Here is a 26942-nt window from a genome sequence, read left to right as displayed (position 1 = left end):
GCCGGTGGATCATTCGGCGCCGGTGTCCGGAGCGGACTTGTCTCCTGCAGCGAGGTGACGGGTGAGCACTGCCAGCTGCTCGCGCAGGCCGGCGAGCTCCTTGACCTCTGCCCGCAGGAGGGCGAGTTCGGCGAGCACCGGCTCGTTGGGCGCCTCCTGCCCGTTTCCGGCCTCCTCGGGCTGCAGGCCGAAGAAGCTGGCGAGAGAACCGGCGAGCAGGCCGAGCAGGGCGACGCCCATGAACATGATGGCCGCCCCGTCGATGCGGCCGGCGGTCGTGATGGGCACGATGTCGCCGTATCCCACGGTGGTCAGGGTGACCGTCGCCCACCAGATAGCGTCGCCGAAGGTGGCGAACTCCTGGTTCACGGGGTGCTCGGCGAAGTAGGCCATGGCGGCGCCGACGAACAGGACCGCCGCGGCGATGATCGCGACCCGTCCCAACCGGGCGAACAGCCGCCGGACGCCTTTGGTGGCGAGCAGCAGCCGGCTGAGCCTGGCCAGGCGGAGGACCACCACGATGCTGCCGCCGTGTGCGCCGGCGAGCAGGAACCACGGCGCGGTGAGGATCACGATGGCGAGGTCGAACTTGCCCAGGCGGGTGCCGACGTAGTTCACGAGCAGTCGCTGGTGGGTGAAGAAGTCGACGACGAACACGAGCCAGGAGACGACGCCGATCAGGACCGCGACCCAGTTGCCCTGCTCGGGGACGATGATCAGCGGCAGTACCGCGGACAGGATGATCGGAAGCCGGGCCAGGCGGTCGTACTTCGCCAGCGCCGCCGCGGCCGCCGCATCTCGCGGCTGTCCGCGTCGCGGGACCGCTTCGGTGCTTGCGCCTTGCGTCGCGTTCACATCACAGATCCTGCCCGTGCCGGGCCGCTGCGCTCGGGATCCGGGCGGCTCGCGCCGCAGCGTGTTGTCGGAGCGCGCAAGGGGCGCCTTCCCGGTGACGCGGCCGTGGCCGTGTCGGGAAGACGCCCCTGGTTACCTCGTTGCTGGTCAGCCGTTGACGGAGAGCACCGTCTGGCCGACGGGCGAGCTGCCGTTGCCGTAGGCGAGCACGCCCAGGTAGCGGACGCCCGCGGTGAGCCCGGTCCAGGTCGCGGTGACCGTCGCGGGGCCGTTGACGGCCGCGGGCTGGCTGGCCGGCGTCGCGGTCAGGTTGCCCGCCGCCGTGCTGGGCACGACCCAGGCGTTGCCCGGCATGGTCACCGCACCGCCCGCGGCGAACAGGTGCACGTACACGTCGTAGGCGCCCGCCGGCAGGGTCACCGACTCCTGTGCCGTGCCGCCGGTGCTGCTGGCGACCTGGCTGGTGGTGTTACCGGCCGGGTACACGAACACGTCCACGTCGGTGCCCATGGGCACGTCGGCGTCGAAGGTCGAGAACCGCGCCACCGCCGTGCCGGCCGGAACCGTCACGGTGACCTTCTTGACCGAGTCCGACTCCACCGGGGCGAAGGTCGGGTTCGGCCCGGCGAAGGCCAGGTTGCTGACGTTGGCGGCGACCAGGCCGCCGACGGTGGTGGTCAGGGTGCCGGCGAAGCCGGTACGCAGCGCCAGCGCGGTGCTGCCGCTGGTGCCCGAACCGTTGGCTTCGACCGGCGCGGCCAGTGCCGAGTAGCGCACCGCGATCGGGCTGGTGACCTTGTGGTTACGCAGGTCCGACCAGGTCAGCGAGCCGAAGGACCAGGCGCCGGCGGCCGCGGTGGTGCGGGTGACGGTGACCTTGAAGGACTTCGACTTGCCCGGCGGGACCGTCATCGTCTTGGGCTCGACCTTGACCGTGAACCCGGCCGGGGCCTTGACCTGCGCGGTGTACACCGAGGAGTTCTTGCTGACGTTGGTCACCCGGCGGGTGACGGTCTGCGCACCGGGCACGTCACCGACGGCGATCGACGGGTAGTTCAGGTCGCTCGGGTCGATCGAGCCGACCGACTGGCAGAACTCCTCCTCGGTGATCAGCTGCAGCTGGCCGATGCCGCACGCGTACTGCAGCCACTGCTCCGGCGTCGAGTCGTAGACCAGACCCGGGTCGAAGGCGCTGCCGGGCACGACGTGACCCGCACCGTAGTTGAGCGGCGTCGCGTCGCCCTGCGACCACTGGATCGGGGCGCCGGTGTTGTCCTTGGTGCTGGCCGTCGTCATCATCGCCGACTTGATCCACATCGGGGACCACTTCGGGTTCTTGCTCTTGATCAGGGCGGCGACACCGGCGATGTGCGGAGCCGACATCGAGGTGCCCGAGAGGGAGTTGAAGTTGTTGCCGCCGCTGCCGGCCGGCGACACCGCCGCGATGATGTCGGCGCCGGGCGCGGTGATGTCCGGCTTGAGCAGGTCACCGTTGCCGGCCAGGGCCGGGCCGTAGGACGAGAAGCCGGCCATGGCCGGGGCCCGCACGGGGGTGGTGCTGACCGCGGAGATGCTGGCGGTCGGGTTCGCCGCCGAGGCGACGTACGCGGTGACCGCGGCACCTGCGGTGGCGTCGAGGTGGATGCTGGGCACCGAGTGGAAGTCGGCGTTCAGCGACTGCGCGGCACTGGTGTTGGCCTGGACCATGCCGATGCCGCCGGCCTGGGCGACCGCGGCGCTCTTGTCCACGCGGGCGTTGCCGCCCCGGTCACACAGCACGATCTTGCCGGTCACCTTCGCCGGGTCGAGGGTGCCGAGGTAGCACAGGTCCACCAGGGCCTGGTCCGCACCGGCCAGGCCGGCGCTGCTGGAGTCGATCAGCGTGGCCGGGCCGGCGGCGACGCCGACACCGACGCCGGTGTAGGTGGCGCCGTTGCCCAGGGTCACGGTCTTGGTGTTGCCGCGGTCGTGGGTGCTGGCCGCCACCGTGGTCAGCCACGGCGAGTTGTGGGCCACGCTGCTCACGCCGATGGTGTCACCGGAGTTGCCCGCCGAGGCGGAGACGAACACACCGGCCGCGGCGGCGTTGAGGAACGCGATCTCGGCCGGGTCGACGACGTACTGGCTCGAGCCGGAGATCGAGTAGTTGATGACGTCGACGCCGTCGGCGACGGCCGCGTCGATCGCCGCGACGATGTCGGCGGTGCCGCCGGAGGAGTTGCCCGCGACCGGGTTGTGCCACAGCACCTTGTACGCCGCGATGCGGGCCGCCGGCGCCACACCGGAGACGGTGCCGACGACGCCGCCGTTGATGGAAGCGGTCACGCCGAAGTTGCCGGCGGTCGTCGAGGCGGTGTGGGAGCCGTGGCCGTTGTAGTCACGCGGCGACAGGAACTCGACGTCGTTGACGTTGGCGTCGGCGTGGAAGTAGCGCGCGCCGATCAGCTTGTTGTTGCAGGCCACCGGCTGCTCGACACCGGCGTCGCAGGTGCCCTTCCACTTCTTGTTGATGTCACGCTGGTCCGGGCGCGGCGTGGACAGCGGGGCGAACGACGGGTTCTCGGCCCAGATGCCGGAGTCGATGATGCCGACGATGACGCCCTCACCGGCGTGCGAGTCACCCTGGAACTGCTTGTTCCACACCCCGCCGGGGCCGGTCAGGCCCAGGAAGTCGCGGGTGGTGATCGTGTCGGCCTGCAGCTGCTCGCTCTTCCAGACCCGCAGCACACCCTGGTCGGCCCGCAGGCGCGCGACCTCGGCCGAGGTCAGCCGAGCACTGAAACCGTTGAACGTGATGCCGTAGTCGTAGGACTTCTTGGTCGCGTCGACCCGGGCGCCGCGCAGGGCGGCGTCGTGCTCGCCGCGCAGCCGGTCACGCCACCTGGTCGCCGCGGTCGAGTGCGCGTCCACGCGCTCACCGGCGACCGGCCGGGTCGCGGCGTAGCCGCTGACCCCGCCCGCGTAGTTGGCGACCGGCTCGCTCACGGTCTGGATCAGGTACAGCGCGGTCGACGTCGAGGTCGGCGGGGCGGCCTGGGCGCCGCCGGCCGCCGAAGCCGCGAGCGCGGCTGTCGTGACGACGGCGAGCGCCATCGAGGCCGGGCGTTTGCCGGCCAGTCGGTCGAGTCTCACGGGGGTGTCCTCCTGAATGAGGCGATAGCAGCGTGGGACCACGGGGTGTGGGTCCGGTGACGTTGAAACGCCCTACCGCGATGCGAAGGGATCGTTGCACATTGCGGTTCGAGCGCACCAGAGGCAAATGCCGCTTCGGCACATGACATTCAGGAATCAGCGCAGCGATACCGGTTTGCGCGACGTCGGGCTCAGCTCGGCAGAGTACTGCCCACAGCCGTGATCCGGCGTCCCCATGGCGGAGCCCGCGACCCGTAGCATTCGGCCATGGTCCTCGTGCCCGCGCAGCCGAGTAACCCACCCACCGTCTGCTCTCGCCACGGCAATCCGGTGACCTACACCGCGAGCGCCCGGTTCCGGTCCCGACCGCCGGTCTGGCTGCAGGCCGCGGTGGCGGTGCTCGTCGTGGCGGCCGGGCTGCCCGTTGCGTATCCTGCGGCGCGTTACCTCGACGACCCCGACCCCGAGCTGTACCTGCTCATACTGGGCGCCGGACTGTTCGCCGCCTGGCTGACCCACAACATCATGGTCAAGATCGTCGACGTGCCCGCGTGGGGCTTCTGCCCGGCCTGCCGAGCGCGGCGGGCCAACCTCGTCACGGCGGCGACGGTCTGCTTCGTGCTTGTGCCGGTCTCCTGCGCCCTGTACGTGCCGGTCGTGCTGCCCGAGCAGCTCGGCGACGACGAGCCATCCACATTGGCCGAGATCGTGCGTTGGACGGTCCTGGTCGCACCGGCGGTCTTCGCGATCGCCGCCGTGGTGCTGTCTGCGTACGCCCGCTGGGCGGTCGTGGCCGGCGGCGTGGCCGGCCGGAACGGGACCACGGTGGAGTTGCGCCGCCCCGCGCCGCAGTTCGCCCAGCAGGTGACCGATCAGGCGGGGCTCGCCGAGCTGGCTTAGCTGTTTTCGGCACTCATGGAACACACCCGCCGGTCGGGCCTGCGCCACGCCTGGACACCTACCCGTCCTGCAACGGCGCGTACGCCTGGGCACCCGCTTCGTGCTCGGCGAGAGGAAGTACCAAGCGGGCAGTTTGGCCTTTCAGCCGCGCTTCAGACCCACGTCAGGCCTCGATGTCACGGTGTGGCCACGGGTGCTCCAGCACCCACCTACCGGTTCGAGGAAAGGCAATGCGATGAAACTGAGCAGAAGGCTGACGCTGCTGACCATGGCCGTGGTCAGTGCGGTCGCAGTGGTGGCCGGCCCGGCCACAGCCGGTGACCGCGGAATGCAGACCGTGACCGTTCGCGATCTCAAGCCGGAAACCGCGCTGGCGCAGATCCAGGCCGAGGCGGAGAAGACGCTCGGCGGCCGGCTGCCCGCGCCGTCGCAGGTGACGCTGGTGAACTCGGAGCGGGAGCTCACCACCGAGCAGATCGCGGCGGTGGCGGCCGGCAAGGGCGCCGACGGAGTCAAGCGGCTGGGTGACTACGACCACCCGGAGCCCGCCACAACTGTCGACCAGGTCGCCCGCCAGATCGGGGTCGGCGACGTCGTCGTGTGGGAATGCATCGTCGTCTACTGGCCGCCGTACGTCATCTACATCTGCCGGCCGCTCATCCTGCGGGCCTGACCACCCCCCACCGGGGCTCCGCGCTCGACGCGGAGCCCCGTTTCAGCACCGTTTCAGACCGGGCCGCCATGGTGTACGCACGCTCTGGATTTCACCGAAGGAGAACCTCACCGTGCACCGTGTCAGCAAGTTGCTCCGGCTTCTCACCGTCTCGGCGCTGACGATCGCCGGCTTCGTGGCCGGCCTGGCGGGCCCAGCCACCGCAGGCGATCCCCCGCCGACCGTCAGCCCCGAGACGTTGCAGGTCCTCTGCAAGACCCTCGGCGGCGCCTACTCCGAACAGCGAACCTCGTACTCATGCGACTTCACCGACACCGTGATCCTCTGCCAAAACGACAGATGCGGCTACGCCAGCCGACTGGAGAACCCGCCGCTACGGGACGAGTGCGAATACGCGGGCGGCCTCTTCGGCGAGCTCGCCTCCGGGATCTATGTGTGCGAGCTGCTCGCGGGCGAGCTCACCGCCGACTGCACCAACCCTTTGGACTGGTGGTCGGAACAACCGATGTCAGTGTGCGCCGTCGAGTTTCGCCCGCACACCGACCGCGTCCGCGTGCGCTAGCCGGCTGAAGATCTCGTACGCCTGCTGCCACGCGATCCGGGCGGCCCGAAGGTCGCCGGCCGCCCGGTGGGTGTCACCAAGATGGCTGAGCGTGTCGGCTTCGTAATAGCGGTCGTTGAGGTCGCGGAAGAGGTCGAGCGCCCGCCGGTAGTGACCTGCGGCCAACTGGTAATCGCCCAGATGGTGGTAGATGTAGCCGAGGCTGTCCGAGGTCCCTGCCTGGAACGTCAGATCGCCCAGCTCGCGCATCTGCGCCAGCGCACGCTCACACAGCGGCCGGGCCCGGCGGTAGTCGCCGCGCAACGCGTATGTCCAGCCCAGCGAATTCAGCGCGCGTGCGGCCATCATCGGCTTTCCCGTGGCCCGGTAGAGCCGCAACGCCTGGCGCGCATGATGACTCGCCTGTTCGTGACGGCGCTGGCGGTTGGCCACCCAGCCGAGCTGGTACTGCACGGTGGCCTGGCCACCGCGATCGTCGAGGGCCTCGTAGAGCTTGAGGGCATCGCTGAGGTGGGTGTGCGCCTCGTCGTAACGGCCCATGCGGGCGCAGGCAGTCGAACGGCTCTGGTGCGCATGTGCCTGCGCGGCCTGGTCGCCTTGGCGTCCGGCGGCCTCGATGGCGGCCTCGAGGTTGGCCGCATGCTCCTCCCAATGACCGCCGCGATCCAGGTGATCCTGCAGTGCCCAGGCCAGTTGCCAGACATGACGATCGAAGCCGCCGGCGGTCGCCCGCCTGATCATGGCACCCAGCACCGCTCGCTCAGCGGTGAACCAGGCCGTCGCGTCGTCCTTGTCGGCGAGTTGCCGCACCATCGTGCCGGGGCTGAGCTCAGCAACGGCGATCGGATCCCGGTGCGGATGGATGAGCATGGCGGCCGACAAGGCGGTATGCAGGTAGTGGTCAAGCAGCCGGCACATCGCTTGGGCCCGCTGCTCCGGCTCGTCTTCCTGCGCACAACCGGCGGCGTAGGTCCAGAGAAGGTCATGGAAGCCGTAGCGCCGCGGATTGGGCTGCAGCAGGAGATTCGCCTGGATCAGCTCGGCGAGCAGCGGCCGGACCCCGGCGACGGAAAGGCCGGCCAGGCAGGCAGCCGCCGACTCGTCCACATCCGGTCCTGGATGCAGGCCCAGCAACCTGAACAGCCGGGCTGCGTCCGGGCTGAGAGCAAGATAAGACCAGGAGAACACCGACCTGATATCGGTATCCGCATCAGCGCTGTTGAGGGCGTCCAGCGTCCCCGCCGAGTCGCGGAGCTGCGCTGCCACTCCCGCGACCGGCACGTCCGGGCGGGTGACACAGCTCGCCGCGGCGATCGCCAGTGCCAGCGGCAGCCGGGCGCACTGCGTTATCACCTCCTGGACAGCACCGGCCTCGGCGGCGACCCGGTCTTCGCCCAACCGCCGGGTGAGCAGATCGCGTGCTTCGTCATCGGTCAGCAGGCCCAGTGTCATCGGCACGGCGCCTTCGACCGTCACGAGTGCGGTCAGCTGATTTCGGCTCGTGACGAGCACCGCGCAACCGGGCGAGCCGGGCAGCAGGGGCCGGACCTGCGCCACGTCGCGGGCGTTGTCCAGCACGACCAGCACCCGCTTCCCGCTGAGGACGCTGCGGTAGAGGGCCGCCTGGGCGTCGAGGCCCGCGGGGATCCGCTGCACAGCGACACCGAAGGCGTCGAGGAATCCGCGCAAGGCCACGGCGGGGTCCACGAGCGCGCCGTCACGGTCGAAGCCCCGCAGGTCGACGTAGAGCTGTCCGTCGGGGAAGGCTTGCCGCACCTGGTGCGCCCAGTGCACGGCCAGGGTCGTCTTGCCCACGCCCGCGGTGCCGGACACGGTGGCGATGAGCACCGACGCCGAGCCCCGACCGGCGAGCATCGCGTCCAGGCGGGCCACCTCCCGCTGGCGTGCGGCGAACGCCGGGATCGCCAGTGGCAACTGCGCGGGAGCCGACGCGGCAGCCGGGACAGCCGCCACGGTGACGGCGGGCGCCAGCGCCTGCAGCGAGGCGTCCTGGCGCAGGATCGCGGCTTCCAGTTCCCGCAGCGCAAGCCCCGGGTCGATGCCCAGCTCGTCGGCCAGCGCCCGTTTGAGTCGCTGATAACACGCCAGCGACTCGGCCTGCCGGCCGCAGCGGTACAGCGCGAGCATCAGCTGCCGCTGGAGATCCTCGTCAAAGGGCCGGGCCGAGATCAGCTGCTCGAGCTCGGGTATCAGCTGGGCGTGTTCGCCCAGGGTGAGGCGGACGTCGACGAGCGCCCGGGTTGCCTCGTACTCCAGGTGATCGAGGCGTTCAGCCTGCTCCCCCAGCCAGCGAAGCTCGGCGACATCGGCCAGCGGCCGGCCGCGCCACAGGGCGAGAGCGCCACGGAGATGGTCGAGCGCCTGGGCCGGATCCGATGACTGCGTCCCCAGCCGGATGAGCCGCTGCGCGGCTTCGGCATCGGTGGATTCACCTGGCAGGTTCAGTAGGTAGCCCGGTGGCCTGGCCACGATCGAGGTCTTGCTGCCGAGCACGTCACGCAGGTAGGAGATGTGGCGCTGCAGGGTGTTGAGCGCGGTCACCGGAGCGTTGCCACCCCAGACCACGTCGATGAGGCGGTCGCTGCTCACGATCTGTCCAGGGTGCAGGCCGAGGACCGCGAGCACGGCCTTGCGGCGCAGGCCCGGCACCTCCGTGGCCACGCCCGCTGCCGCGACGTCCACGGGCCCGAGAAGCCTCACCTGCATGTGAGCACCTCCAGCGTCCTGCTCGGCCGTGTCGCTTCGGGACAGCTACGGACGTTATGCCTCGAGGCTGCGATCAGCGACCATAGTGACAGCGATCCGTCCCAAGCGGCATGAATGTTGTTGCGAGTGGCCGCGCGCCCGTCAGGGGTCACCACGGGCCCGGGAGCTGTGCCACCCTTGATCAGATCGCCCGGGAGCGCGAAAGAAGCGAGGACTTGATGAGAGCCGACCACTACGACGGCTTCGCCGAGAGCTACTCGAGGGCAAACGAGTCAGGCCTGTTCACCGCTCACTACGAGCGACCGGCGATGCTCGCGCTCGCCGGCGATGTCCGCGGTCGTCGGGTGCTCGATGCCGGGTGTGGCTCCGGCCCTCTGTCCGAAGCCCTCCGCGCGAGGGGTGCCGTCGTGGCCGGTTTCGACTCCAGCCCGGTCATGGTCGAGCTGGCACGGAAGAGGCTGGGTGAGGACGCCGACCTGCAGGTTGCCGACCTCAGCCTGCCACTGCCGTTTGCCGACGGCGCGTTCGATGATGTCGTTGTCTCGCTTGTACTGCACTACCTGCAGGACTGGAAGGCACCGCTGGCCGAGCTGCGGCGCGTGCTGAAGCCCGGTGGCCGTCTGCTTCTGTCGGTCAACCACCCCCGCATCCTCGAGTCGAGCGACCCCAGTGCCGATTACTTCTCCGTCACGCAGTACTCGGACGAGTACACCTTCGCCGACGGTCAGCGCGCGGTGCTGACCTTCTGGCACCGGCCCTTGCACGCCATGACCGACGCGTTCACCGAGGCAGGCTTCCGCATCGCGGTCATCAGCGAGCCTCCCTTCTCGCCCGACACCCCCCGAGAACTCCTCCCACCCGACCTCGGCGACAGAACGGCCTTCATCTGCTTCCTCTTCTTCGTCCTGGACGCACACTGACGTCGCAGGCGCTCCCGACCTCGAACCGACAGTCGCCCGTCTGCCATACATTCACGCCGGCAGCGTCCACGACGACGTCCGGATTTGCCGCGATCCGATCGGCAGTCCGGCACGACTGAGCGCCGACCAGCAACCTCGGCCGTGACCATGCGCAGCGTCGAGATGTTGGCGATGCCTGCTGCCTCGATGGGACCAGTTCTCGCTCGCACGAATGCCGTTCGCGATCCGCGTCTGGGTGGGTCAGGCCGCATCGGCTACGCGCCGGTGCCGGATCAGGCGCGGAACGTGATGCGGCCTTTGTCGTCGCGGCCCTGCTGGTAGCCCTGCAGGAGGCACTCGTTGGCCAGCGTCAGCTTGAGGAAGGTCGCGAACACCGGGAACTGGAGTTGCTTCACCAGCGCGATCATCGACTGCGGTGCGGCAGCCGAGACCAGTTCGGCGTAGAGCTCGTCGATGCATACGCCATCGGGGTGTTTCGCGATGCCGTCGTTCACCGTCGCCGTGAACTCCTCTGCCCCGGCGATGATCCCGGTGAGCGTGGCGCGTGCTTCGTCGTTCGACAGGGGCAGCATGGGGCGATGGCCCGCGCACACGGTGCTGACGTGGCCGGAGTCCATCATCTGCAGTGCGCGGCGCATCGTGCGGATCGTGTTGGCCGGGTCGGTGTCCGCCCAGATGGGGATGCCCGTCGTCTCGTCGGCGAACATCAGGAAACGATGCTCCGGGACGTAGAAGACGCAGCCTCCCGCCGAATGGCCCGCGGTCTGGAAGACGTGGACCTCGCCGCCGCCGAAGCCCCATCCGCTCCACGTCGTCTGGCCGATCGTGATGTCGCGTGCGGGTCCGAGTTCCTCGTAGTCGTGGATCGATTCGGCACGGATGTGCACGGGCGGGTAGGTGCTCATCAGAATGTCGACGACGAGCCCCGGCAGCAGCTTCGAGATCGCCGGGACGACACCGGCGGCCTCGACGGCGGCGCCCAGGCTGGCGACGTTGTCAGGCGTCGATCGCCGGTCGGCGCCGACGCCGCGCAGCAGTGAGCTGACGGTGTCCGCGTCGAGGTCCAGGCCGTCGACGTAGTCGAAGTACGGTGCGCCGCGCTCGTACATCACTCGAAAGAACGTCTTGGCGTCGAGTCCGGGTCGTCCGGCCCGCGGGAAGTAGTTGCGCTTGGTGGTCGCGGGGATGTCGTCGACGACGTCGTTGTTGCCGAGGTGGTCGATGTGCCCGTGGCTGGAGAGGATGAGCACTTCGTCGGCCGGCCCGTACTTCTGCGCGACGGCGAGGATCGCGCTTCGCTGCTGCGGGCCGACGCCGGTGTCGAGCAGGTAGAGAGTCGACACGCCGCGGTAGACCGCGATGGTCGGGATATCCGGGTCCTCCCACATACGGTGCGGGTGGTGGCCCTCGATGACGCAGAGGTTCGGCGCTATCTCGTGAATGTCGGCATCAGCCATCGCTCCTCCGGGAGACCTGATGCGGAACGCTGACTGCGTGTCGTGCTGCGAAGCCGCGCACCAGCCATTTTTGAGCAGATCCAGAAAACGGCGTCGGTCGGTGTTCCTCCCGCTCAGACGAGATACTCCATTATGTTCATTACGTGGAGCCTTCGGGTGTTTTCTGTCGACCGGATTCACCGACCACCTGCGCAGCGTTGAACGCCTACCCGCGGTCGGCGAGCAACGCGCCACCGACGCGGCCGGGAGCGTAGATGGCCGACTGGGACGGCGCCGGTTACGCCCACATCAGCGGACTGCAGCGTGCGATGGCGACGACGTGCCTCGAATCCGTCGAGGTCGCGGGCACCGAACACGTGCTCGACGTGGGCTGCGGCGACGGGTACGTGACCCGGCTGATCGCGTCGCGGGTGCCGGATGGATCCGTCCTCGGCGTCGATCCGTCGCCACGGATGATCGAGACGGCTCGCGCTGCCGATGACCAGCAGGCGAACGTGTCGTTCCAGGTCGGCGACGTCACCACCATGACGTTCGGGCCGGAGTTCGACCTCGTGGTCTCGTTCAACGCGCTGCACTGGGTGGCCGACCAGCAGACCGCGTACCGGAACATCGCTGCGGCGCTCAAAACCGACGGCCGAGCGCTCGTGCAGTTCGTCTGCCGCGGTTCCCGCCCGAGCGTCGAACGCGTCGCGATGGAGGTGGCCCACGATTCGCGCTGGGCGTCCGCGTTCGCCGGCTTCGCGCCACCGTACGTGCACATCGAGCCCGACGACCTGCCTGCGATCGCGGGCAGCGCGGGCCTGAAAGTCACCCAGCAGTCGGTCGTCGACCGCGAATGGGACTTCGGCTCGCGCGAGCAGTTCGCGCAGTGGTGCACGGTCGGATTCTCCGACTGGGCGTCGCGCCTGCCCGCCGCGGACGTTCCCGCGTTCGTGGATGCGGTTGTCGACAGATATCAGACGGTCGTCGGTCGGCCGGGAGTGTTCCGGTTCCTGCAGTTGCGGGCCGAGCTGCGCCCGAGCCCGCAGTGATGCCACCGCGACGCGCAGCGTGACCCTGCAGCGATGTCGGCGTTGGTGGCGGCGTCGATAGCGCGATACTCGCCGGCACCAGGCACCAGCTGGACACTCGGGTCTACACCGTGGCGATCTCGAAATGCACCGGCGTGGCCTGGCCGTCCGGTCCGCCCAGTACGAGCAGGTCGACGTCGGTGGGCTGCGCCCGTAGCCCGGTCAGCGCGGCAGCCAGCGGGTCGCGGACGTCCAGACCGATGGTGAGGAACGAGTGCTGCCCGTGCAGCCGGTTGCAGGCGTGCCGGATCAGGGTGCGCAGCGTCTGCGGGTCGGGCACGCACGGGTTGACCACCGTGCGGTAGCTCAGTTCCTCGCCCGCGCGCGGTAGGCGTGGCACCCGCAGCAGCGGGGCCGCGACGTTGAAGGCGAGCCGGGCGGCCGCCAGCCGGGTCGAGTAGCCGGTGACGCGCATCTGCTTGATGTCGTGCTGGTTCCACAGGCCGACGAACCCCGCGAGCTCGCCGCCAGGCCGCCGGGCCACCAGGTAGTCCAGGTCCGGTCGGTCGAGCGGGAACGACTCGCAGACCGGGGCGTACTGGCGGGACGCGGCCACGCGGTGCCACAGTTCGACCATCTCGGGCTCGTCTGCGGAGGTGGCCACAGTCACGGTGAGGTCGCCGGGCGGGATGCGGCGGCGTGTCAGCAGGTCGATGCTGTGCGATCTGATGGTGGCCTGTCGGCGTACGCCGGGTTCGACCTGCCGGCGCAGCATGTCGACGGCGTCGTTGCCGGCCAGGACGGTGCCGATCAGCGGTGCGTTCGGGCCGGCCAGCTCGCGGGCGGCGTCGTGCGCCCATTGCGCCAGGACGCGGGCGGCGCCGCGTCGCCGGTGCGCCGGGTGCACCTTGAGGTCGCCGACATAGCCGAGCTGGGCCGGGCGGCCGTCGATGTAGGAGGGCCGGCGGGCGACCGCGACGCAGGCGATCGGGCCGTCGTCGCCGTCGACGACCCCGACCCGCCAGGCCTCGCCGCCGATCCGGTTGAGGGCGAAGAAGTCGGGCCGCCGGTCGATGCACAGCGCCAGGTCGCCTTCCATCGCGCAGCGGGCCGCCAGGTCGACCAGGGCCGCGTTGTCCTCGGGGCGGGCGTCGCGGACTCTCACGGCGTCACCTCGCAGAGCGCGAAACGCCGCTGGCACAGGCTGCGGTCGGTGCGCATCAGCTCCTCGCCGCGCGCCCGGTCCTCGCGGACGGCGTCGCGCCAGCGTGGCGGCACCTCGGTCCAGCCGACGAAGTTGCGGAAGACCAGCCGGGCGCCCGGCCGGGCCGTGCGGACGATCTCGGCGAACAGCTCGTCGATCTGGTCGGCGGTCAGCCATTCGCAGATGTTGGACAGGGCGAACCCGGCCATGCTGCGGTCGGGCAGCGTACGCAGGTAGTCGGTGAAGGCACCGTCGACCAGGTGCAGGCGGTCGACGGGCACCTGCGCGTCCAGGTAGGGCGGGCGGCTTGCTGCGGGGTAGGCACCGGTCAGCAGGTGGTGCAGGAAGTAGTTGCCGCCGATCTCCAGGTCGGTGAGTGTGTGCTCGGCGACCTGGCGGAAGTGGCGGGCGTAGCTGGGGTTCTCGACGTGGGCGAAGAACCGTTCGTCGTAGGTGCGCCGCAGCACCAGCCGGTTGCACAGCACGGCGAACAGCAGCCGCCAGCCGAAGGTGTCCCAGTCCCGGTGGTAGAACTCCCGTTGCTGGTCGAGTGTCCGCGGGGCGAGCAGCGTCTCGATGCGGCGGGGGTGGACCACGCGCAGGGAGCGGGCGATGAGGCGCATCAGTCGCTCGGTGACCCCCGCCTGCAAGACTCCAGCATCGATCGCTTGTAGGTGGGCGTCCCAGTAGTGACGTGCCCCGGTGGTGAGTCGGCCCCGGATCTGGTCGTAGGCGTGCCGCCGTGCGGCCGGTGCCATGGCGACGCCGCCGAGCAGTCCGAGGGCCGAGCCGGGTGCCAGTTGCGCGACCGCGGCCGCTTTCAGTTCGACGAGGTGGTTCTGGGTGCGGTTGACGTCGATGCCGACGACCTCGGTCGCACCGGCGGCGAGCAGTGACAGCGCGGTACAGCCGGCGGAGCTGACCACGGCGATGGGGCCGTCCCACCGTGCGGCGAACGCGGCGATCTCCAGCTCCGGGTCCTCGCGGACCTGGGCGAAGTACAGCCGGTCGTCGACGGCGCCGGGCAGTTCGGTCCGCCGCACCAGGGCCGGCTGCTGTGCCGCCTGCGGGTGCTGTGGTGTCTCAATGCGCGGTGACATGGAAACTCCTCTTGATCAGGTCGGTGCACGCCGCCTCGATCAGCGCCGTGGCGTCGTGCGTCCGATATCCGGGCCACGCCGCGCGCAGGCGGTCGGTGCGGAAGTGTTTGGGCAGGTAGAGCTGCTCGGCGAAGGGCGCGACGGAAGCGAGCGCGGGCTGTAGCGGGCCGCCGCGCAGCGCCCGGGCGGCGTGTGCCAGGTCGCGGAAGCCGGCCCGGTCGCAGGGGATCGGGCGGGGCAGCATCCGCCGTCGGAAGCTCGGATCCTGATCGAAGACGGTGAAGGCGGTGTCGATCGCGGTGCCGAGGGTCACCGGGCCGGAGCAGATCTGGTAGATGCCCGGCGGTGCGGCGAGCAGTGCCGTCACGGCATCGACGGTGAATTCGGCGGTGGCCAGGCTCAGTGGTGTCGCCGGGTCGCCGGGCAGCAGGGTCAGCAGCCCGGCGTGGTAGAGCCGCATCGTGTGGTGGAACGCGTTGTACTGGGCGACGGCGCCGCCAGCGTCGTCGGCGATCAGCGTCGGCAGCCGTGCCACCGTCACCGGCAGTCCCGGCGGGTCGAGTAGGCACTCCTCGGCGGCCCATTTCGACCATTCGTAGTGGTTGACGAAGCCGGTGTCGTCGTGGCGGGTCTCGTGGACCTCGCCGCGACGCCGGCCGGCGCTGTAGAGCGTGGACAGCAGCATCAGCTGTTCGAGCCGGTCGCAGCGTTGCGCGAAGTCGCGTACGCGTGCCGTGCCGGCGACGTTGACCTGCTCGGCGGTGTCGCGGCTGACGTCGAAGCGGATGAGCGCGGCGGCGTGGATGATCCGTGTGATGGGCCGGGGGTCCACGTGGGCGAACGGGTCGGCGTCGCGCAGGTCGACCGGCACGACGGGGACGTCTGCGACGCGGGCGAGCCGGGCCCGTTTGCGGTCGAGTTCGGTCTGGTCGGCGCAGCGCACTGCCAGGATCAGGTCCTGGCCGCGCAGCGCGGCGGTGATCCGCCGGCCGAGGTAGCCGTCCGCTCCGGTGATCAATGTGGTCATCGGGTTGCCACCTGTCGGGCCGCGGCGAGCAGGTCCGGCCAGCTGTCGGGGTCCGGGCCGTGGCGGTCGACGAGCGCGTACAGCCAGCGTTCGAGGCCGAACGCGATGCAGGCGGTGGTGGCGGGGGTGCCGGCGCGGGTGATGGAGTACGCGGACCCGAAGTGGTCGTGGTGGAGGTTGGCCGAGCCGAGGGCGAGTGAGCCGCCGTAGATCGCCTCGTGCTTGACCGGCTGGATGCGCTGCAGGAGGTGGCCGGGGTGGCGTTCGGGGCGGAAGAACGGGTCGGTCGCCGGTGTCCAGTCCGTCGGCAGGTCGATCAGCAGGGTGAAGTAGTCGATCGCGGCGCGGGCCTGCGCCAGGAACGATGTGGTCTCCTCAGCCGTGCCCAGGCACACGATCTCCCTCATGGCGAAGGTCCACTGGCGGCGCAGCGGCTCGTAGCTCGACTCCCGCCGGAAGCAGGTGTTGCGGGTGGTCACGTGGACGGCTGTCGGCAATTGCTCCCCTTGGTGGGCGTGGTAGACGTGGTGGCAGGCCGCTGGGGTGAGCACTGCGGTGACCGGTGCCGTGCGGGTCAACGCGACCGCCCCGGTCCTGTCCACGACCGGCCCGTCGGTGAACTCGCCCAGGTTGGCGTCGGCGGGGTCGAGTGTCGTCGCGAACGTGACCTGGTGCGGGAACGACCGCAGGTGCCCGTGCAGGGACGAGGCGGGCAGCGTCGCCGGGTACGCCTCCTCGCGTGAACGCCACCGGCTCGCGATGGTCTGGAAGGCGCGGTCGCAGTCGTTGGCGAGCGCCAGCAGCGGCCCGGTCAGCCCGGCCTGGCCGCTGGGGTCCCAGCGCAGCCCGATCCGGGCCAGGTCGGCCGGCCCGGTCACGGCTGCACCGCCCCGAAGCGGGCCATCATGGCGTCGATGCCGTCGAAGTCGCCGATGCGCAGCTGCTCCACGTCGATGGGTGCGCCGCGCAGCCGTTCGAGCAGGATGATCAGCTCGGGCAGGTGTACCGAACGCAGCACCCGCAGCGTGAACAGCTCCGTGTCGTCGGTGATGTCGACTCCCCCGGCGTGGTGCCGTACGAACGTTCGCAGCTGTTCGCGGATCTCGGCCTCAGAACGCATCGGCCGGCTCCTCGGTCAGGATGCCCGCCACCGCCAGGAACCGCAGGCAGTCGGCCGACACCTGGCGCCGGTGGGTGCGCTGGTCGGGCGCGGACCAGGCCGCCTCTGCCAGCTCCCACGGGTCGCCGAGCCCGGCGTCGGCGTACACGTCAGGGTGGTAGTACTCGCGCCAGGTGGCGGTCACGAACCGGGCGAGGTCGTCGCGGATCTCGGCGGCGGTCGGCTGATCCCAGTCCGCCGCCTGCCACAGCTCCGTCACGAGGCGGCGGCCGAACACCAGGTGCCGGGCCTCCTCGCGGTGGTGGTTGTCGTTGATGAAACGGGCCAGCGGGTGCAGCCGCGCGTCGCGGGCCTGGACCCGGTTGTAGTGGTCCACGATCTCCTCGAATATCAGCGTCTTGGCGAAGAACAGGAAGTCGTCGACGTCACGCGGCCGGTCGGTGCGCCACGGCGCCTGACGGCTGCGGTGGACCCGCGCGTACCGGGTGCAGAAGCCGCCGAAGTAGACGCTGTGCTTGTTCTCCTCGTCCAGGAAATGGTGCAGGTAGCCCGCCGAACCGGCCAGGTCGCTGCGGTAGAGCCGTGCCGCCAGGCCCTGGATCAGCGTCTTCTCCCCGTGGATGTTGAGGCTGTAGAAGCCTGCGGCCTCGTGGAAGGCGACCCGGCGGCGGGCGCTGTCGTCCAGGCCCGCCCACACGGCCGTGCCGTGCAGGCTCACGTACTCCGGGGTGCTGAACCAGTCCCGCTCCGGGTCCACCGCGGATGGCCAGTCGACCAGGGTGTACGGGTTCTGGTGCGCCCGCACCGACAGCCGGCTGAGCCGGTCCGTGGTCTGCGACACCTGCGCCAGGGCGGTCGCCAGGGCGCTCATCGGGCAACCTCCAGCACCGCGCACTGCCAGTTGAGCCCGAAACCGGCCACCGGCACCGCGATCCGCTGCCCTGGCCGTACCTGCCCCGAGTCGAGCAGCGCCGACAGGTTGACCACGGCGTCGGCCGAGATGACGTGCCCGACGTCGGCCAGGGTCGGGGCCCAGACCCGGGCGTGGTCGAGCTCCAGCAGCCGGGCGAGGATCTGCCACGCCTTGTCGTGCATGTTCTGGGTGACGACCCAGTCCAGCTCGGCGGGGGCCAGCCCGGCGCGGGCCGCGGCCTCCCGGACCAGCCGGTGGGTGTAGGCGAAGTAGGTGCCGACGGTCTCGTCGTCGTCGGCCCGGCCGAGGCCGCCGTTGGTGATCTGGTGCACGGTCAGCAGGCGGCACACGTCCGGGTCCCGGCCGACCACGCAGGCCGCGGCCCCGTCCGAGATCAGGTTGTACGCCTGCTCGTACCAGGCGCCGGCGGGAAACCGGTCGGCGGTCACGCACAACACCCGGCGCCAGCCCGGCTCGGTCGCCAGTAGCGCGCCCGCCACCCGCAGCGCCCCGAGCACGCCGGTGCAGGCCTGCTGATGCAGCCCGACCACGATCGCCCGGGACATGCCGAACTCGGCCTGCAGCCGGCCGGCCGGGAAGTCCATCAGGTCCTTCACGTCGCGGACCGGACCGGACCCGGTCTGCCCGTCGGGCAGGCACGTGGCGTAGACGATCGCGTCGACGTCGGCGAGGTCGCCGCGGGCCGCGATCTGCGCGACCGCCGCACGTGCCAGGTCATACGCCGTGTCTTCCGGTTCGCAGACGTGGTGCCAGCGAAAACCGGCCGCCTCCAGGTCCTGTGGAGCCGACCGGAGCAGTCCCGCCTCGGCCGACTCCCGTAGGTGCCGCTTCTGCGCGCCCAGAGCATGGGCAAACGATCCGATGTAGAACCCGTTCATGGGTCTCATGCTCGTCCCCGCGGGCCGACCAGGCATGAGCATCCGTACTCAGATGTCGCTAGGTGAATTGCCCCGACCAGATGAGCCGTTGATCGTCGGTCACCGCGGTCCTGTCACGAATGACCGAGGTCAGGCGCACCCTCGCAGATCATCGTCACTGCGTCATGTTCGACCAGGTCGACGCCGCAGGACGGCTCGTACCAACAAGGTCGCCACGGCGCCCGGACCGCTCGTTGGCCGCCGAGTGGGCGACATCGCCCGAGACCTGGCTGACGTCGAGCCTAAGCAGAAGCTCGACCTGTACCGACGCCTACGGCCCAGGCTGATCTATGACGATCGAACACCAACGGTGCGTGCCATAGTCGATCTTGGCACGCACCGTTGGTGTTTGATCGGGGCTACATGAACCCTAAGTACATGATCACGATGTCTGGTGACCTGCCACTTCCATGATCACCATGCCGGGCGGCAGCCAATGTCGCGCCGATGACTCGTTGATCCTACGTGGGCGGACAGCACCCATGCCCGGCGATCTCCTGAAAGCACCGCAAGCCCAGCGACGCGAAATCCAAAGAGGAGGTGCGATCTGGGCGCAAGGCACTATCCTCAGCTATTGCGCGCAAGATCGTTAGTCACGAAAGCCCCATTACTTTGCCTTCCCAATACGTGGGCTGGGCGGTCGGTGGTTGACGACCGCCCAGCCCACGCGTTCGTTGCTAAACCTAGATTCTGCAGAATTAGGAACGGATCCGCTCGAGGTACTGCGGATCTGCCCCTACCCGTAGACCGAACTGCTTAATTCGAGCAGCTATGTCTGGCGGCAAGTGGACGTCGTTTTCCTCCAACTGCTCACAGAGCGTTTCGGTGCCGAGTTTTGCCTCACCGACCCAAACCATCTGGCGAAAGTCTTCCGGATCGACCGGAGCCACGTCTCCAGATGGAGGCGCCGCAAGCAGTTCGTTGAGGGCAAGCGCAATGCCATCAGCCTCCCGACGCAACTCCACATAGCTCACGTGAGACCTCATCTCGGCGGGAAGGCCGAAGGCGCGTTGCCTATCGCCGGCTGCCAAATGACCTTGATATTGACTCCCCATCGTGCGGTTTCCGTTATCCACTTCGCGGGATCACCCGCATTGGTAAGCCTGGCACCCTGCCGACCCGTTTGATTTGCCCATGCAGTGGCCGGATCTGTAATGATATCGGATACTGCGTGTGCAATCTTCTTATTTGACCAGTGCCACGGGAATGTGGTCTTACCGGGATTACCAGGCCAAGCGTGCCCACCCGAGGAAACTGAGTCCCCAGTAAGGATGTGTTTAAGGTTCGCGGGCGACAGAATGCTCGTGTAGCCTCCAGCCGGTTTGGTGAAGGCGCTGGCTAGGCCCTTCAGCGGCGTTGCCAGCTCCCCTGCCGATGCGCGGAGGGACGCACCAGCGACTCCCATCGACGTTTTGAGTCCCGCTCCGCCTGCGAGTGCGAATGCGCCCGCTCCGGCAGCCGGCAGCGCCACTGCCAAGAAGGCGCCAGCCGCAGCACCCGCGGCCGCGCCGCCGAGCATACCGAGTAGGACATCACCAACGGAGTCGTCCTCGGCATCTAGCAGGTCAGTGGTAAGCGAGTCGACGGCTCCACCGACAGCACCCCCCAGAGCGGCACAGCCGATTGACCCGGCACCCCCTGTTGCCAACAGGCAGGCCCCGCCGACCAGGGCACCTGCGGCGATACCAGCAACTGTGCCCCATACCCCAGCATTCCGGCACCAGTAGTCCGCTTGGCATTCGCGCCTCTTCCGGTCAGCTTCCTCCTGCTGCCTGATCTTTGCGTGACACTGCGCGTCACACGGGTCTCCGGCTGGTCCGCAGACGGCGTTGCTGCAGCGGGAGTTGTCCTTGGCTTTCCCGTCGAGTCCGTTGCCGTCGTGCAGGTGCCCGTCGCCGCAAGGCGTGCCTGGATCGTCACGGCAGAGCCCGGTGGGGTCGCTGTAGACGATGGGGTTGTTTCCGGCGTACTGGTAGGCGTCGTATTGAGCCGGGTCGCTGGCCACCAGCATGGGGTCGACGCTGATGAACCTGCCGAGAACACTGTCGTATTGGCGTGCCCCCACGTTCGTCAGGCCGGTGGGGTCGTTGTCGCCGCCGACGAAACCCTTCTGGTTGACCCAGGTGGGGTTGCTGGTCCCGGGCCTGTTTCCACCGTACGGATTCTGGTAGCGGGTGGTGACGGCCTGGGTCGCGGCGTTGACGCTGAGCTGCTGCGTCCCCTGGTGGTCGTTGAACAGCCAGGTCAGGTTGGCGATGGCTGAGCTGTTCTTGCGGCTGGCGCAGATCTGTCCGGCGAGGCTGTAGTAGCGGGTGCCGGTGTTGACGGTTCCTTCCCGGCGGATCTCCTGGCCCGGGAGGTAGAGGGTGGTACCTGCGGTGTCGCGGCGGATGAGCCGGACGCCGTTGGCGTCGTAGATGTTGGTTTCGACGGTCTGGGTGCCGACCTTGACGGTGGCGAGTTTGCCTTCGGCGTCCCAGCCGAGTTCCTGGCTGCCGGCCTTGGTGCCGCAGTCGTTGGCGGTGGTCCCGGACGGGCGGCAGATGGTGTTGCCGGTGGCGTCGAAGCCGTACTTGCTGGCCACCGTGGTCGAGCCGATGGTCGTGTCCATCTGCGTGACCGCGTGCGGGCGCACCACGTCCTTGCCGCCCACGGGCATCGTGTAGTTACGGGTGGTGTCGCCGGCGGCGGCGTGGCTGGTTTCGGTCAGCCGGGATCCGCTCGTATTGAAGGTCCAGTCCTGCCAGTACCGGGCTGGGCCGCCGAGGTTGGCCACGGTCGGATCGGTGGCACAGGCTACGCCGGACTTGGGGGTCCATGCGGTGGTGAGCCTGACAAGTGCGTCGTAGCGGAAGCACTGGGTCTCTGCTGTGCCGACCTGGGGTGTCTCGGTGATGGAGGTGATGTTGCCGGCGTTGTCGTAGAGGTAGCCCCGGTCGGAGACGGTGCCGGCGCCGGTCTCGGTCTGCACGGTGGTGCGGGTGAGCCGACGGGTTGCCTCGTCACGGTAGGCGACATCCTGAGCGTAGACACCGCCGGGCATCTTGTAGATGGATCCGGTGCGCTCGCCGTAGGCGTTGTAGCTGGTGGTGGCCATGGTGCCGGCGGAGCCGGTCAGGCTGGTGTCCAATGCGATCGGCAGGCCGGTGGCGCTGTGGTAGTCGGTGGTGAGCTGCTCGGTCACCAGCGACCCGCCGGCCGGGTAGCTGATCGACGTGGGTGAGCCGGTCGCGGCGGCGTAGTCGTAGCTGTAGACGTAGGTGGTGTCGAGGCCGGCCTCCGCCGCGGGGATGACGTAGTTGACGCCGGTCGGATGGTAGCGGGTGTCGAACTGGCGCACCTGCCACTTGTAGGCGTTGGCCGATCCGGCCGGTTCGTAGCGGATGGACTCGGTCAGCTGTCCGCGGAACCCGGACTGGCCGCTGTAGAGCGTGTCGTACTTGAACTCCGTGCGCAGCGGACCCGTCGAGGAGTCGTCACGGACCTGCTTCTTACGGCCGAGGCCGTCGTAGACGTACCACAACACCTCGCCGCGGGCGTCGGTGGTCTTGACAACCTGGCTGTAGTTGTTGTACTCCGTGCTCGCGGTGCCCTTGTCCGGATCGACCGTCTGGGTGACACGGCCCTGGACGTCAAAGACGTTGCGCCACTCGTTACCGGCCGGGTCGACAGTCAAATACTGCTGGCCCTTGCGGTTGAACTCGAAGCGGGTCTCCAGATAGCCACCACCGACACCAGCAGGAGTGTTGTGCTGGCGCAGCTTGACCGTGCGGCCCTGGATATCGGTCACGGTCGTGGTGGGAGTGCCACCAGCCGGTGGGGTGACCGAAGTCTGGTCGCCTTCGAAGGACGTGACCGTACGCCACTTCTCGACCAGGTTCTGCACGTCGTCGCCGGCGAGGAACACACCGGCTGTCGGCCGGGATGCCCGGTCGAACTCGGTCTTGGACACGGCGGGCACGGACCACTCCGGCTCCCACCACAGCGTGCCCGCCGCAGCACCCGGCTCCGCATGCGCGCCGTAGCCGGTCGCGCCCCGCCCGAACTCGTCGTAGATCGTATCGGTCACCACGCGCGCGCCGCTGCCGTCCAGAGCCGGTGCCTGGGTCTGCCGCGAGCGCAGCTGCCCGTCGAGGATCTGGTACGACGTGACGTAGTTGCCGTCAGGGTTGAGCATCTGCGACGTGACGTACGGGTAGTTGTCGCGGTTGGGGGCCAGGATGTAGGTGTATTTCGCCGAGGGCGTGCTCGGGTGGCCGGCCTTGTCCCAGCCCAGAGTCCACACCTTGGCGGTGCGGCCGAGCGCGTCGTACTCGACTTCAGTGGTGACCTTGCTGTTGGGGTCGGTTGCCGAAACCGTCGAGCCCCAGTACGGGTTCACGTTGGTCGTCGACACCCAGTTGTAGGGCGTCGTCCCGGCCGCCGTGGTCTTGCTGCTGACCGCGGTGACGGGGCCGCCAACGCTCGGGGTGTAGGTCGTGGTGGCGACGTTGCCCTTGATGTCGGTCGAGGTCAGCGGACGACCGGCGGCATCGAACGTAGCCTGGGACACTGCCTGCCACACCGTTCCGGTGCCCGACGTCCAGTCCTTGAGCGTCTCGGTCTTGGTCACCGACCCGAACACCGGCATGGTCGAGATGCTGCTCGCACCGTCGTAGTACAGCCGCGACTCGGAGATCACCTCATCCACGCTGGAAGGCAGCGTGCCGCAGGTCAGCGCCGTGGTCGTGGTCTGCTTGATGGTCTGGGTCAGGTTCTTGGACCCGGTCGGCGCGGTGTTGCGGTTGTAGCTGTAGGTGGTGCAGTTCTCGTCACCGGTGACGGTGATGTCGCCGTCGTCCTGCGACCAGTTGAGGGTCCCATAGGTGTGGTCGTAGTCGCGCTGCCCGCGCGTGGTCCGCCAGCCGCGGGCGCCGTCGACACCCAGCGCGGTGGCGCTGTAGGTCGTCATCGTCCGGGTGAACCGCGCCTCGACGGTGTCGCCGTTGATGGTGCGCGACACGATCGGGTTGGACCGCCACGGCACGTTCACGGTCTTCGAAACCGGCTTGGTGTTCACGCCGTTATATACGATCTGCTCGCGGACCTGACCGGCGAACTGGTCCTCGTCGTACACGGTCTCGGAGCCCAACGACGCCGCCACGGTGACGGTGCGGGTGCCACCGGATGGGCTGGCCTTGTCGCCGTGCATACCGCGCATGAACGTCGTCACGGCCAGCGACTGCGTGGCCGGATCGTTACCGACGCGGGTCTCGACCTTGGCGTAGCCGCGCCACTGCGCCCAAGTCTTGCGCTCGGGCTTGGAAAGGCCGTCGTCGTCGGCGTAGTGCCATGCCGGGGCGCCGACGTAGGTGTAGTAGGTATGCTTGGCCTCGGCCTGGTGGCCGTCGGCCAGCTGCACGTCGTTCTCGGTGACGTGCTCGACCCGGTGCTTGTGCCACCACTCCTCGACGAGGGTGTCACCGCTCGGGTCGTTCCGGTCGGGAACCAGCACCGGGTAACAGCGCTTGGTATTGGTGTGCGCCGAGGCGGGCAGGTTCGACGATGTGCACTCGGTCGCGCTGTAGTCGACGTGGATCTTCGATCCGGTCTCGGTGATGATGTTGGCGATGCGCAGCCAGTTGTCGGTCGTGCCGTGCTCGGTCAGCACCCGGTTGGGCAGGGAGACGGCCTCGAACGTCACCGGTGGCATCGCCACCGGCGTGCCCACCAGACCCGAGTGGTCGATCTTGTCCAGCCACAGACCGGTGTGGGTGCTGTCAGCGGTCGCCGCGAACGTGTGCGACAGGGTCCAGGACTCCACCGGCTGCCAGGCCGGTGTCGCCTTAGTCGTGTCCCACACCTGAGTGGTGACCGTCTTCAGGCGCTTGGTCGTCCAGAACGTCGGCGAGTACTGCTGCGGGCAGGAGGTGGCCGAGGCCTTGCACTCCTGGTCCCAAGGGGTGTCCTTCCAGTTCGCCGTGGTCGGGGCCGTCTCGGTGCCGCAACTGGAGAAGCACCGCATGTCGGTTTCGAACAGCACCTGCGCGTACGGGGTCACCGACCGCTCGAGAACGCCGTGCTCGGCGACGGTGCGGTCGTAGGTGCCGTAATCGATGCGCTTGAGGTAACTCGCCCGGTCGTAGGTGACATCGTCGGAGTCCGTCATGTTGCGCGCGTATTTGTTGGTCTCCTTGCCGTACCAGTACGACATCGTGTTGCCACGCACGTCCACGACGTAGTCGAGGTTCCACCGCCACGCCTGCACACAGTCCGACGCAGCGTAGGTGCTCTGGTGGCAGGGCTCGCCCGTGTGGTTGCCGAACACCGGCACCGTCAGTGTCGAGTACGTCTTCTCCGTCTCGCCGGGCAGGTTGTGCCGGCCGAAGAAGTACTGCGTGCCGTCGGTCGTGGTGACCTTCCAGTACTCGCCGTTGTCGTCGCCGTTGGTCCCGGCGCCACCGGCGATCTTCTCGATCACCGATCCGTCCTCGGACCGCGAATGCCAGCCCTTGACCGAGTCGTAGATCAGCTCTCCACCGCGGCCGTTGAGCGACATGGTGGCGTTGTCCGACCGCCAGCACTGGTCGGCGGTCTTGAGCGTGTTGTTCGGGCTCTTCTTCATGTCCTCCGAGCACGGCACGTACCGGCGCTCGATGTAACCGGCCGAGTACTCGAAACCTTCACCGATCCAGGACGGCTGGTTGTTGCTGACCTCGGAGCGGCCGTCCACCGCCGAGGACGAGTAGACCAGGCCGATGCTCGGCGCAGGTCCGGTCGCGGGCGGCATGCGCAGCGGGTAGCTCCAGGAGAAGTCGCCGGAACTGCCCCCGGCCGACCATGTCGACGACGCGGCCATGCTGGTCGCGCCGAAGTCGCCGTCGCTACCTGAGGCCGCCGCCGCCAGCATGATCATCGACCCCTGTGCGGTAGGCACGGAGGCGTCACCGGCCAGCTGCGCCTTGGTCTGCGGCGTCGTAGGCGCCTTGATGTGCTCGACCGCGACCTCTGCCGATGCCACACCGGCGGTCAGGTCGTTGCTGGTCCGCAGCGGCACCGACCGGCAGGAGGGCATGTCCGGGGTGGTCAGCGCACAGTCGGGCACCTGCCACAGCCGAAGCCGTGAAGCCCAGTTGCCGCCGACGGCGTAGCGGAACCCGGAGTAGTCCACCGCGATCTTCGCGGTGCCGGTCGACGTGTCCTTGGGCGCGGACACCCGCATGGCCAAGCCGTCACGCCATTGGGCGGGCAGCTTCGCACGGTCGACGACCGTCACGTCGAGCCCGCTCAGACGGGAGCCCGCGGCGCCGGTGCCGCGCTGTGCCCACACCGGCAGTGCTCCGGCTCGCGTGCCGCGGCTGTCGGCGGACCTGGCGGCAGCGGCGGCGTCGAGGACGACGTGTTCCGTGCCGGCCTTGGGCCATACCGGGGTGGGCGCCGGCTCGTATTTGACGCGATTCTGCGACCAGCCACGCCCGGCGACCGGGCCGCCGACGTTGTCGAGCTTCTCCAGTTGAGGCTTCAGCGGTGGCAGAGATGGTTCCGCGTAGGCGGGTGCGGCGGACAGGAGTGAACCTGCCAGGGCCGCGGTGAGGGATACGACCAGCGACATACGGCCCCATCTGGGCCGTGGGCGTCGCAGGTCGATCACCGACCGTGCAGACAACATGGACTTTCCTTCCCCGTGTGAGAGATGCGCAAGGCGTCGCGGTCGACCGCGAGGCTTGCTGTGATCACCGCAGGTGGTAGCCGAAGCGTGCTGAGCCACAACCACCAAGCCCGCAGTTGCGCCAGGCGCCCGCGGAAAGGAGCGCTCGGCGCCACCCACCGGTCATGCCTGAACGCCGCACGCAGTTGATGCGGCCGTTCCGGTTGGTCTCGCCGGTGGACGAACACGAATGCCGGTGATGGCGGCCCGTCATGGGTCCGGCATCACCGGCTGGTGTTACGGCGCCTGCCCCCGGCGGCGCTCAAGGACCTGGGCGTCGGTCATGGGGGCCTGCCACACCTGGATGTCGTCGACACCGCCGCAGAAGGCGTTGATGTGGTTGCCGTGCCGCAGCGTCGAGCCGACGGCGGGAGGGTTGGTCGCGGTGAACGGCGTGAAGTTGAGTGCGCGCATCGCGCTCTCCGGCCTACCGTCGGCCGAGATCAATGCATAGTTGTTGGTCTCGTTATCCACGAGCGCCCACGGCGATAGCGTGAAGAACTGGTCGGTGCCCAGCACCGGCGCGTCCGACGTGAGGAACCTCATCGGACACGCATCCAGACCATCGTGACAAGCAAACGAGCACGCGAACGGCCCATGTCCCACACCCCCGTAGATGAGAAGACAGCCAACGCAACCTAGTGACGCCCGCAGAAGATCACAAGACCCGGAACACCGGATCGCAATCACTCTCCACAGTCGACACGCCCCTAACGG

At 68.8% G+C, this 26942-nt stretch carries 19 protein-coding genes; 5 read left to right on the top strand and 14 right to left on the bottom strand.

The genetic code is table 11. From position 1 onward, the window contains the following. Positions 1-9: 9 nt before the first annotated feature. The gene (locus F9C41_RS18880) at positions 10-855 is read right to left on the bottom strand and encodes a potassium channel family protein (RefSeq protein WP_196279841.1); all 846 of its coding nucleotides are present in this window, start codon (positions 853-855) and stop codon (positions 10-12) included. Positions 856-1002: 147 nt separating this feature from the next. Then, positions 1003-3987 carry a S8 family serine peptidase gene (locus F9C41_RS18875; RefSeq protein ID WP_230689742.1) on the bottom strand — a complete coding sequence of 995 codons (2985 nt, stop codon included), beginning with the start codon at positions 3985-3987 and terminating at the stop codon, positions 1003-1005. Between the two features lie 267 nt (positions 3988-4254). Between F9C41_RS18875 and F9C41_RS18870 the strand changes: the two genes are divergently transcribed. From F9C41_RS18870 to F9C41_RS18860, 3 genes are all read left to right on the top strand, one after another. Further along, positions 4255-4887, top strand: coding sequence for a hypothetical protein (locus F9C41_RS18870; protein ID WP_155388139.1), 633 nt, complete (start codon positions 4255-4257; stop codon positions 4885-4887). Positions 4888-5122: 235 nt separating this feature from the next. Beyond that, on the top strand, positions 5123-5560 hold the full coding sequence (locus F9C41_RS18865; protein ID WP_155388138.1) for a hypothetical protein: 438 nt from the start codon (positions 5123-5125) through the stop codon (positions 5558-5560). A 112-nt stretch (positions 5561-5672) separates the two neighbouring features. Next, positions 5673-6122, top strand: coding sequence for a hypothetical protein (locus F9C41_RS18860; RefSeq protein ID WP_155388137.1), 450 nt, complete (start codon positions 5673-5675; stop codon positions 6120-6122). Here F9C41_RS18860 and F9C41_RS18855 read toward each other — a convergent pair. After that, entirely contained in the window at positions 6069-8849 is a 2781-nt protein-coding gene (locus tag F9C41_RS18855) for an AfsR/SARP family transcriptional regulator (protein WP_155388136.1), read from the bottom strand. The two genes, F9C41_RS18860 and F9C41_RS18855, sit on opposite strands and share 54 nt — an antisense overlap. A 218-nt stretch (positions 8850-9067) precedes the next feature. Here F9C41_RS18855 and F9C41_RS18850 point away from each other — a divergent pair, with 218 nt between their 5' ends. Then, positions 9068-9769 carry a class I SAM-dependent methyltransferase gene (locus F9C41_RS18850; RefSeq protein WP_155388135.1) on the top strand — a complete coding sequence of 234 codons (702 nt, stop codon included), beginning with the start codon at positions 9068-9070 and terminating at the stop codon, positions 9767-9769. A gap of 272 nt (positions 9770-10041) precedes the next feature. On the opposite strand, the gene F9C41_RS18845 is transcribed toward F9C41_RS18850, so the two are convergent. Further along, positions 10042-11406, bottom strand: a complete 1365-nt coding sequence (locus F9C41_RS18845; protein ID WP_155388134.1) for an MBL fold metallo-hydrolase — start codon at positions 11404-11406, stop codon at positions 10042-10044. A 74-nt stretch (positions 11407-11480) separates the two neighbouring features. On the opposite strand from F9C41_RS18845, the gene F9C41_RS18840 reads away from it, so the two are divergent. Next, positions 11481-12257 carry a class I SAM-dependent methyltransferase gene (locus F9C41_RS18840; protein ID WP_155388133.1) on the top strand — a complete coding sequence of 259 codons (777 nt, stop codon included), beginning with the start codon at positions 11481-11483 and terminating at the stop codon, positions 12255-12257. Between the two features lie 103 nt (positions 12258-12360). Here the strand turns inward: F9C41_RS18840 and F9C41_RS18835 are convergent, their stop codons facing one another. The 10 genes from F9C41_RS18835 to F9C41_RS18790 all read right to left on the bottom strand — a co-directional run bounded on the left by F9C41_RS18835 (position 12361) and on the right by F9C41_RS18790 (position 26771). After that, positions 12361-13401 carry a GNAT family N-acetyltransferase gene (locus F9C41_RS18835; protein WP_196279840.1) on the bottom strand — a complete coding sequence of 347 codons (1041 nt, stop codon included), beginning with the start codon at positions 13399-13401 and terminating at the stop codon, positions 12361-12363. Next, a complete protein-coding gene (locus F9C41_RS18830) occupies positions 13398-14540 on the bottom strand; it encodes a DUF3419 family protein (protein WP_155388131.1) in 1143 nt (380 codons plus the stop codon). Before F9C41_RS18830 ends, F9C41_RS18835 begins: the two co-directional genes overlap by 4 nt. After that, a complete protein-coding gene (locus tag F9C41_RS18825) occupies positions 14524-15567 on the bottom strand; it encodes an SDR family oxidoreductase (protein ID WP_155388130.1) in 1044 nt (347 codons plus the stop codon). Before F9C41_RS18825 ends, F9C41_RS18830 begins: the two co-directional genes overlap by 17 nt. Further along, on the bottom strand, positions 15564-16445 hold the full coding sequence (locus F9C41_RS18820) for a class-II aminoacyl-tRNA synthetase family protein (protein ID WP_155388129.1): 882 nt from the start codon (positions 16443-16445) through the stop codon (positions 15564-15566). The genes F9C41_RS18825 and F9C41_RS18820 overlap by 4 nt, the downstream gene beginning before the upstream one ends. Beyond that, positions 16442-16687: a hypothetical protein gene (locus tag F9C41_RS18815; RefSeq protein WP_155388128.1), complete on the bottom strand. Its 246-nt coding sequence runs from the start codon at positions 16685-16687 to the stop codon at positions 16442-16444. Before F9C41_RS18815 ends, F9C41_RS18820 begins: the two co-directional genes overlap by 4 nt. After that, positions 16677-17558, bottom strand: coding sequence for a diiron oxygenase (locus tag F9C41_RS18810; RefSeq protein WP_155388127.1), 882 nt, complete (start codon positions 17556-17558; stop codon positions 16677-16679). Before F9C41_RS18810 ends, F9C41_RS18815 begins: the two co-directional genes overlap by 11 nt. Further along, positions 17555-18499 (bottom strand): 3-oxoacyl-[acyl-carrier-protein] synthase III C-terminal domain-containing protein, encoded by a 945-nt coding sequence (locus F9C41_RS18805; RefSeq protein ID WP_196279839.1) that lies wholly within the window; start codon positions 18497-18499, stop codon positions 17555-17557. The genes F9C41_RS18810 and F9C41_RS18805 overlap by 4 nt, the downstream gene beginning before the upstream one ends. Before the next feature lie 737 nt (positions 18500-19236). Further along, positions 19237-19512, bottom strand: a complete 276-nt coding sequence (locus F9C41_RS18800; RefSeq protein ID WP_155388125.1) for a hypothetical protein — start codon at positions 19510-19512, stop codon at positions 19237-19239. An 8-nt stretch (positions 19513-19520) separates the two neighbouring features. Next, positions 19521-26129, bottom strand: coding sequence for an RHS repeat domain-containing protein (locus F9C41_RS18795; RefSeq protein WP_155388124.1), 6609 nt, complete (start codon positions 26127-26129; stop codon positions 19521-19523). A gap of 333 nt (positions 26130-26462) precedes the next feature. Next, positions 26463-26771 (bottom strand): hypothetical protein, encoded by a 309-nt coding sequence (locus tag F9C41_RS18790; protein ID WP_155388123.1) that lies wholly within the window; start codon positions 26769-26771, stop codon positions 26463-26465. Positions 26772-26942: the final 171 nt, after the last annotated feature.

The organism is Catellatospora paridis (assembly GCF_009720365.1).
In the GTDB taxonomy this organism is placed as follows: domain Bacteria; phylum Actinomycetota; class Actinomycetes; order Mycobacteriales; family Micromonosporaceae; genus Catellatospora; species Catellatospora paridis.
This window is presented reverse-complemented; position numbering and strand designations above follow the sequence as displayed.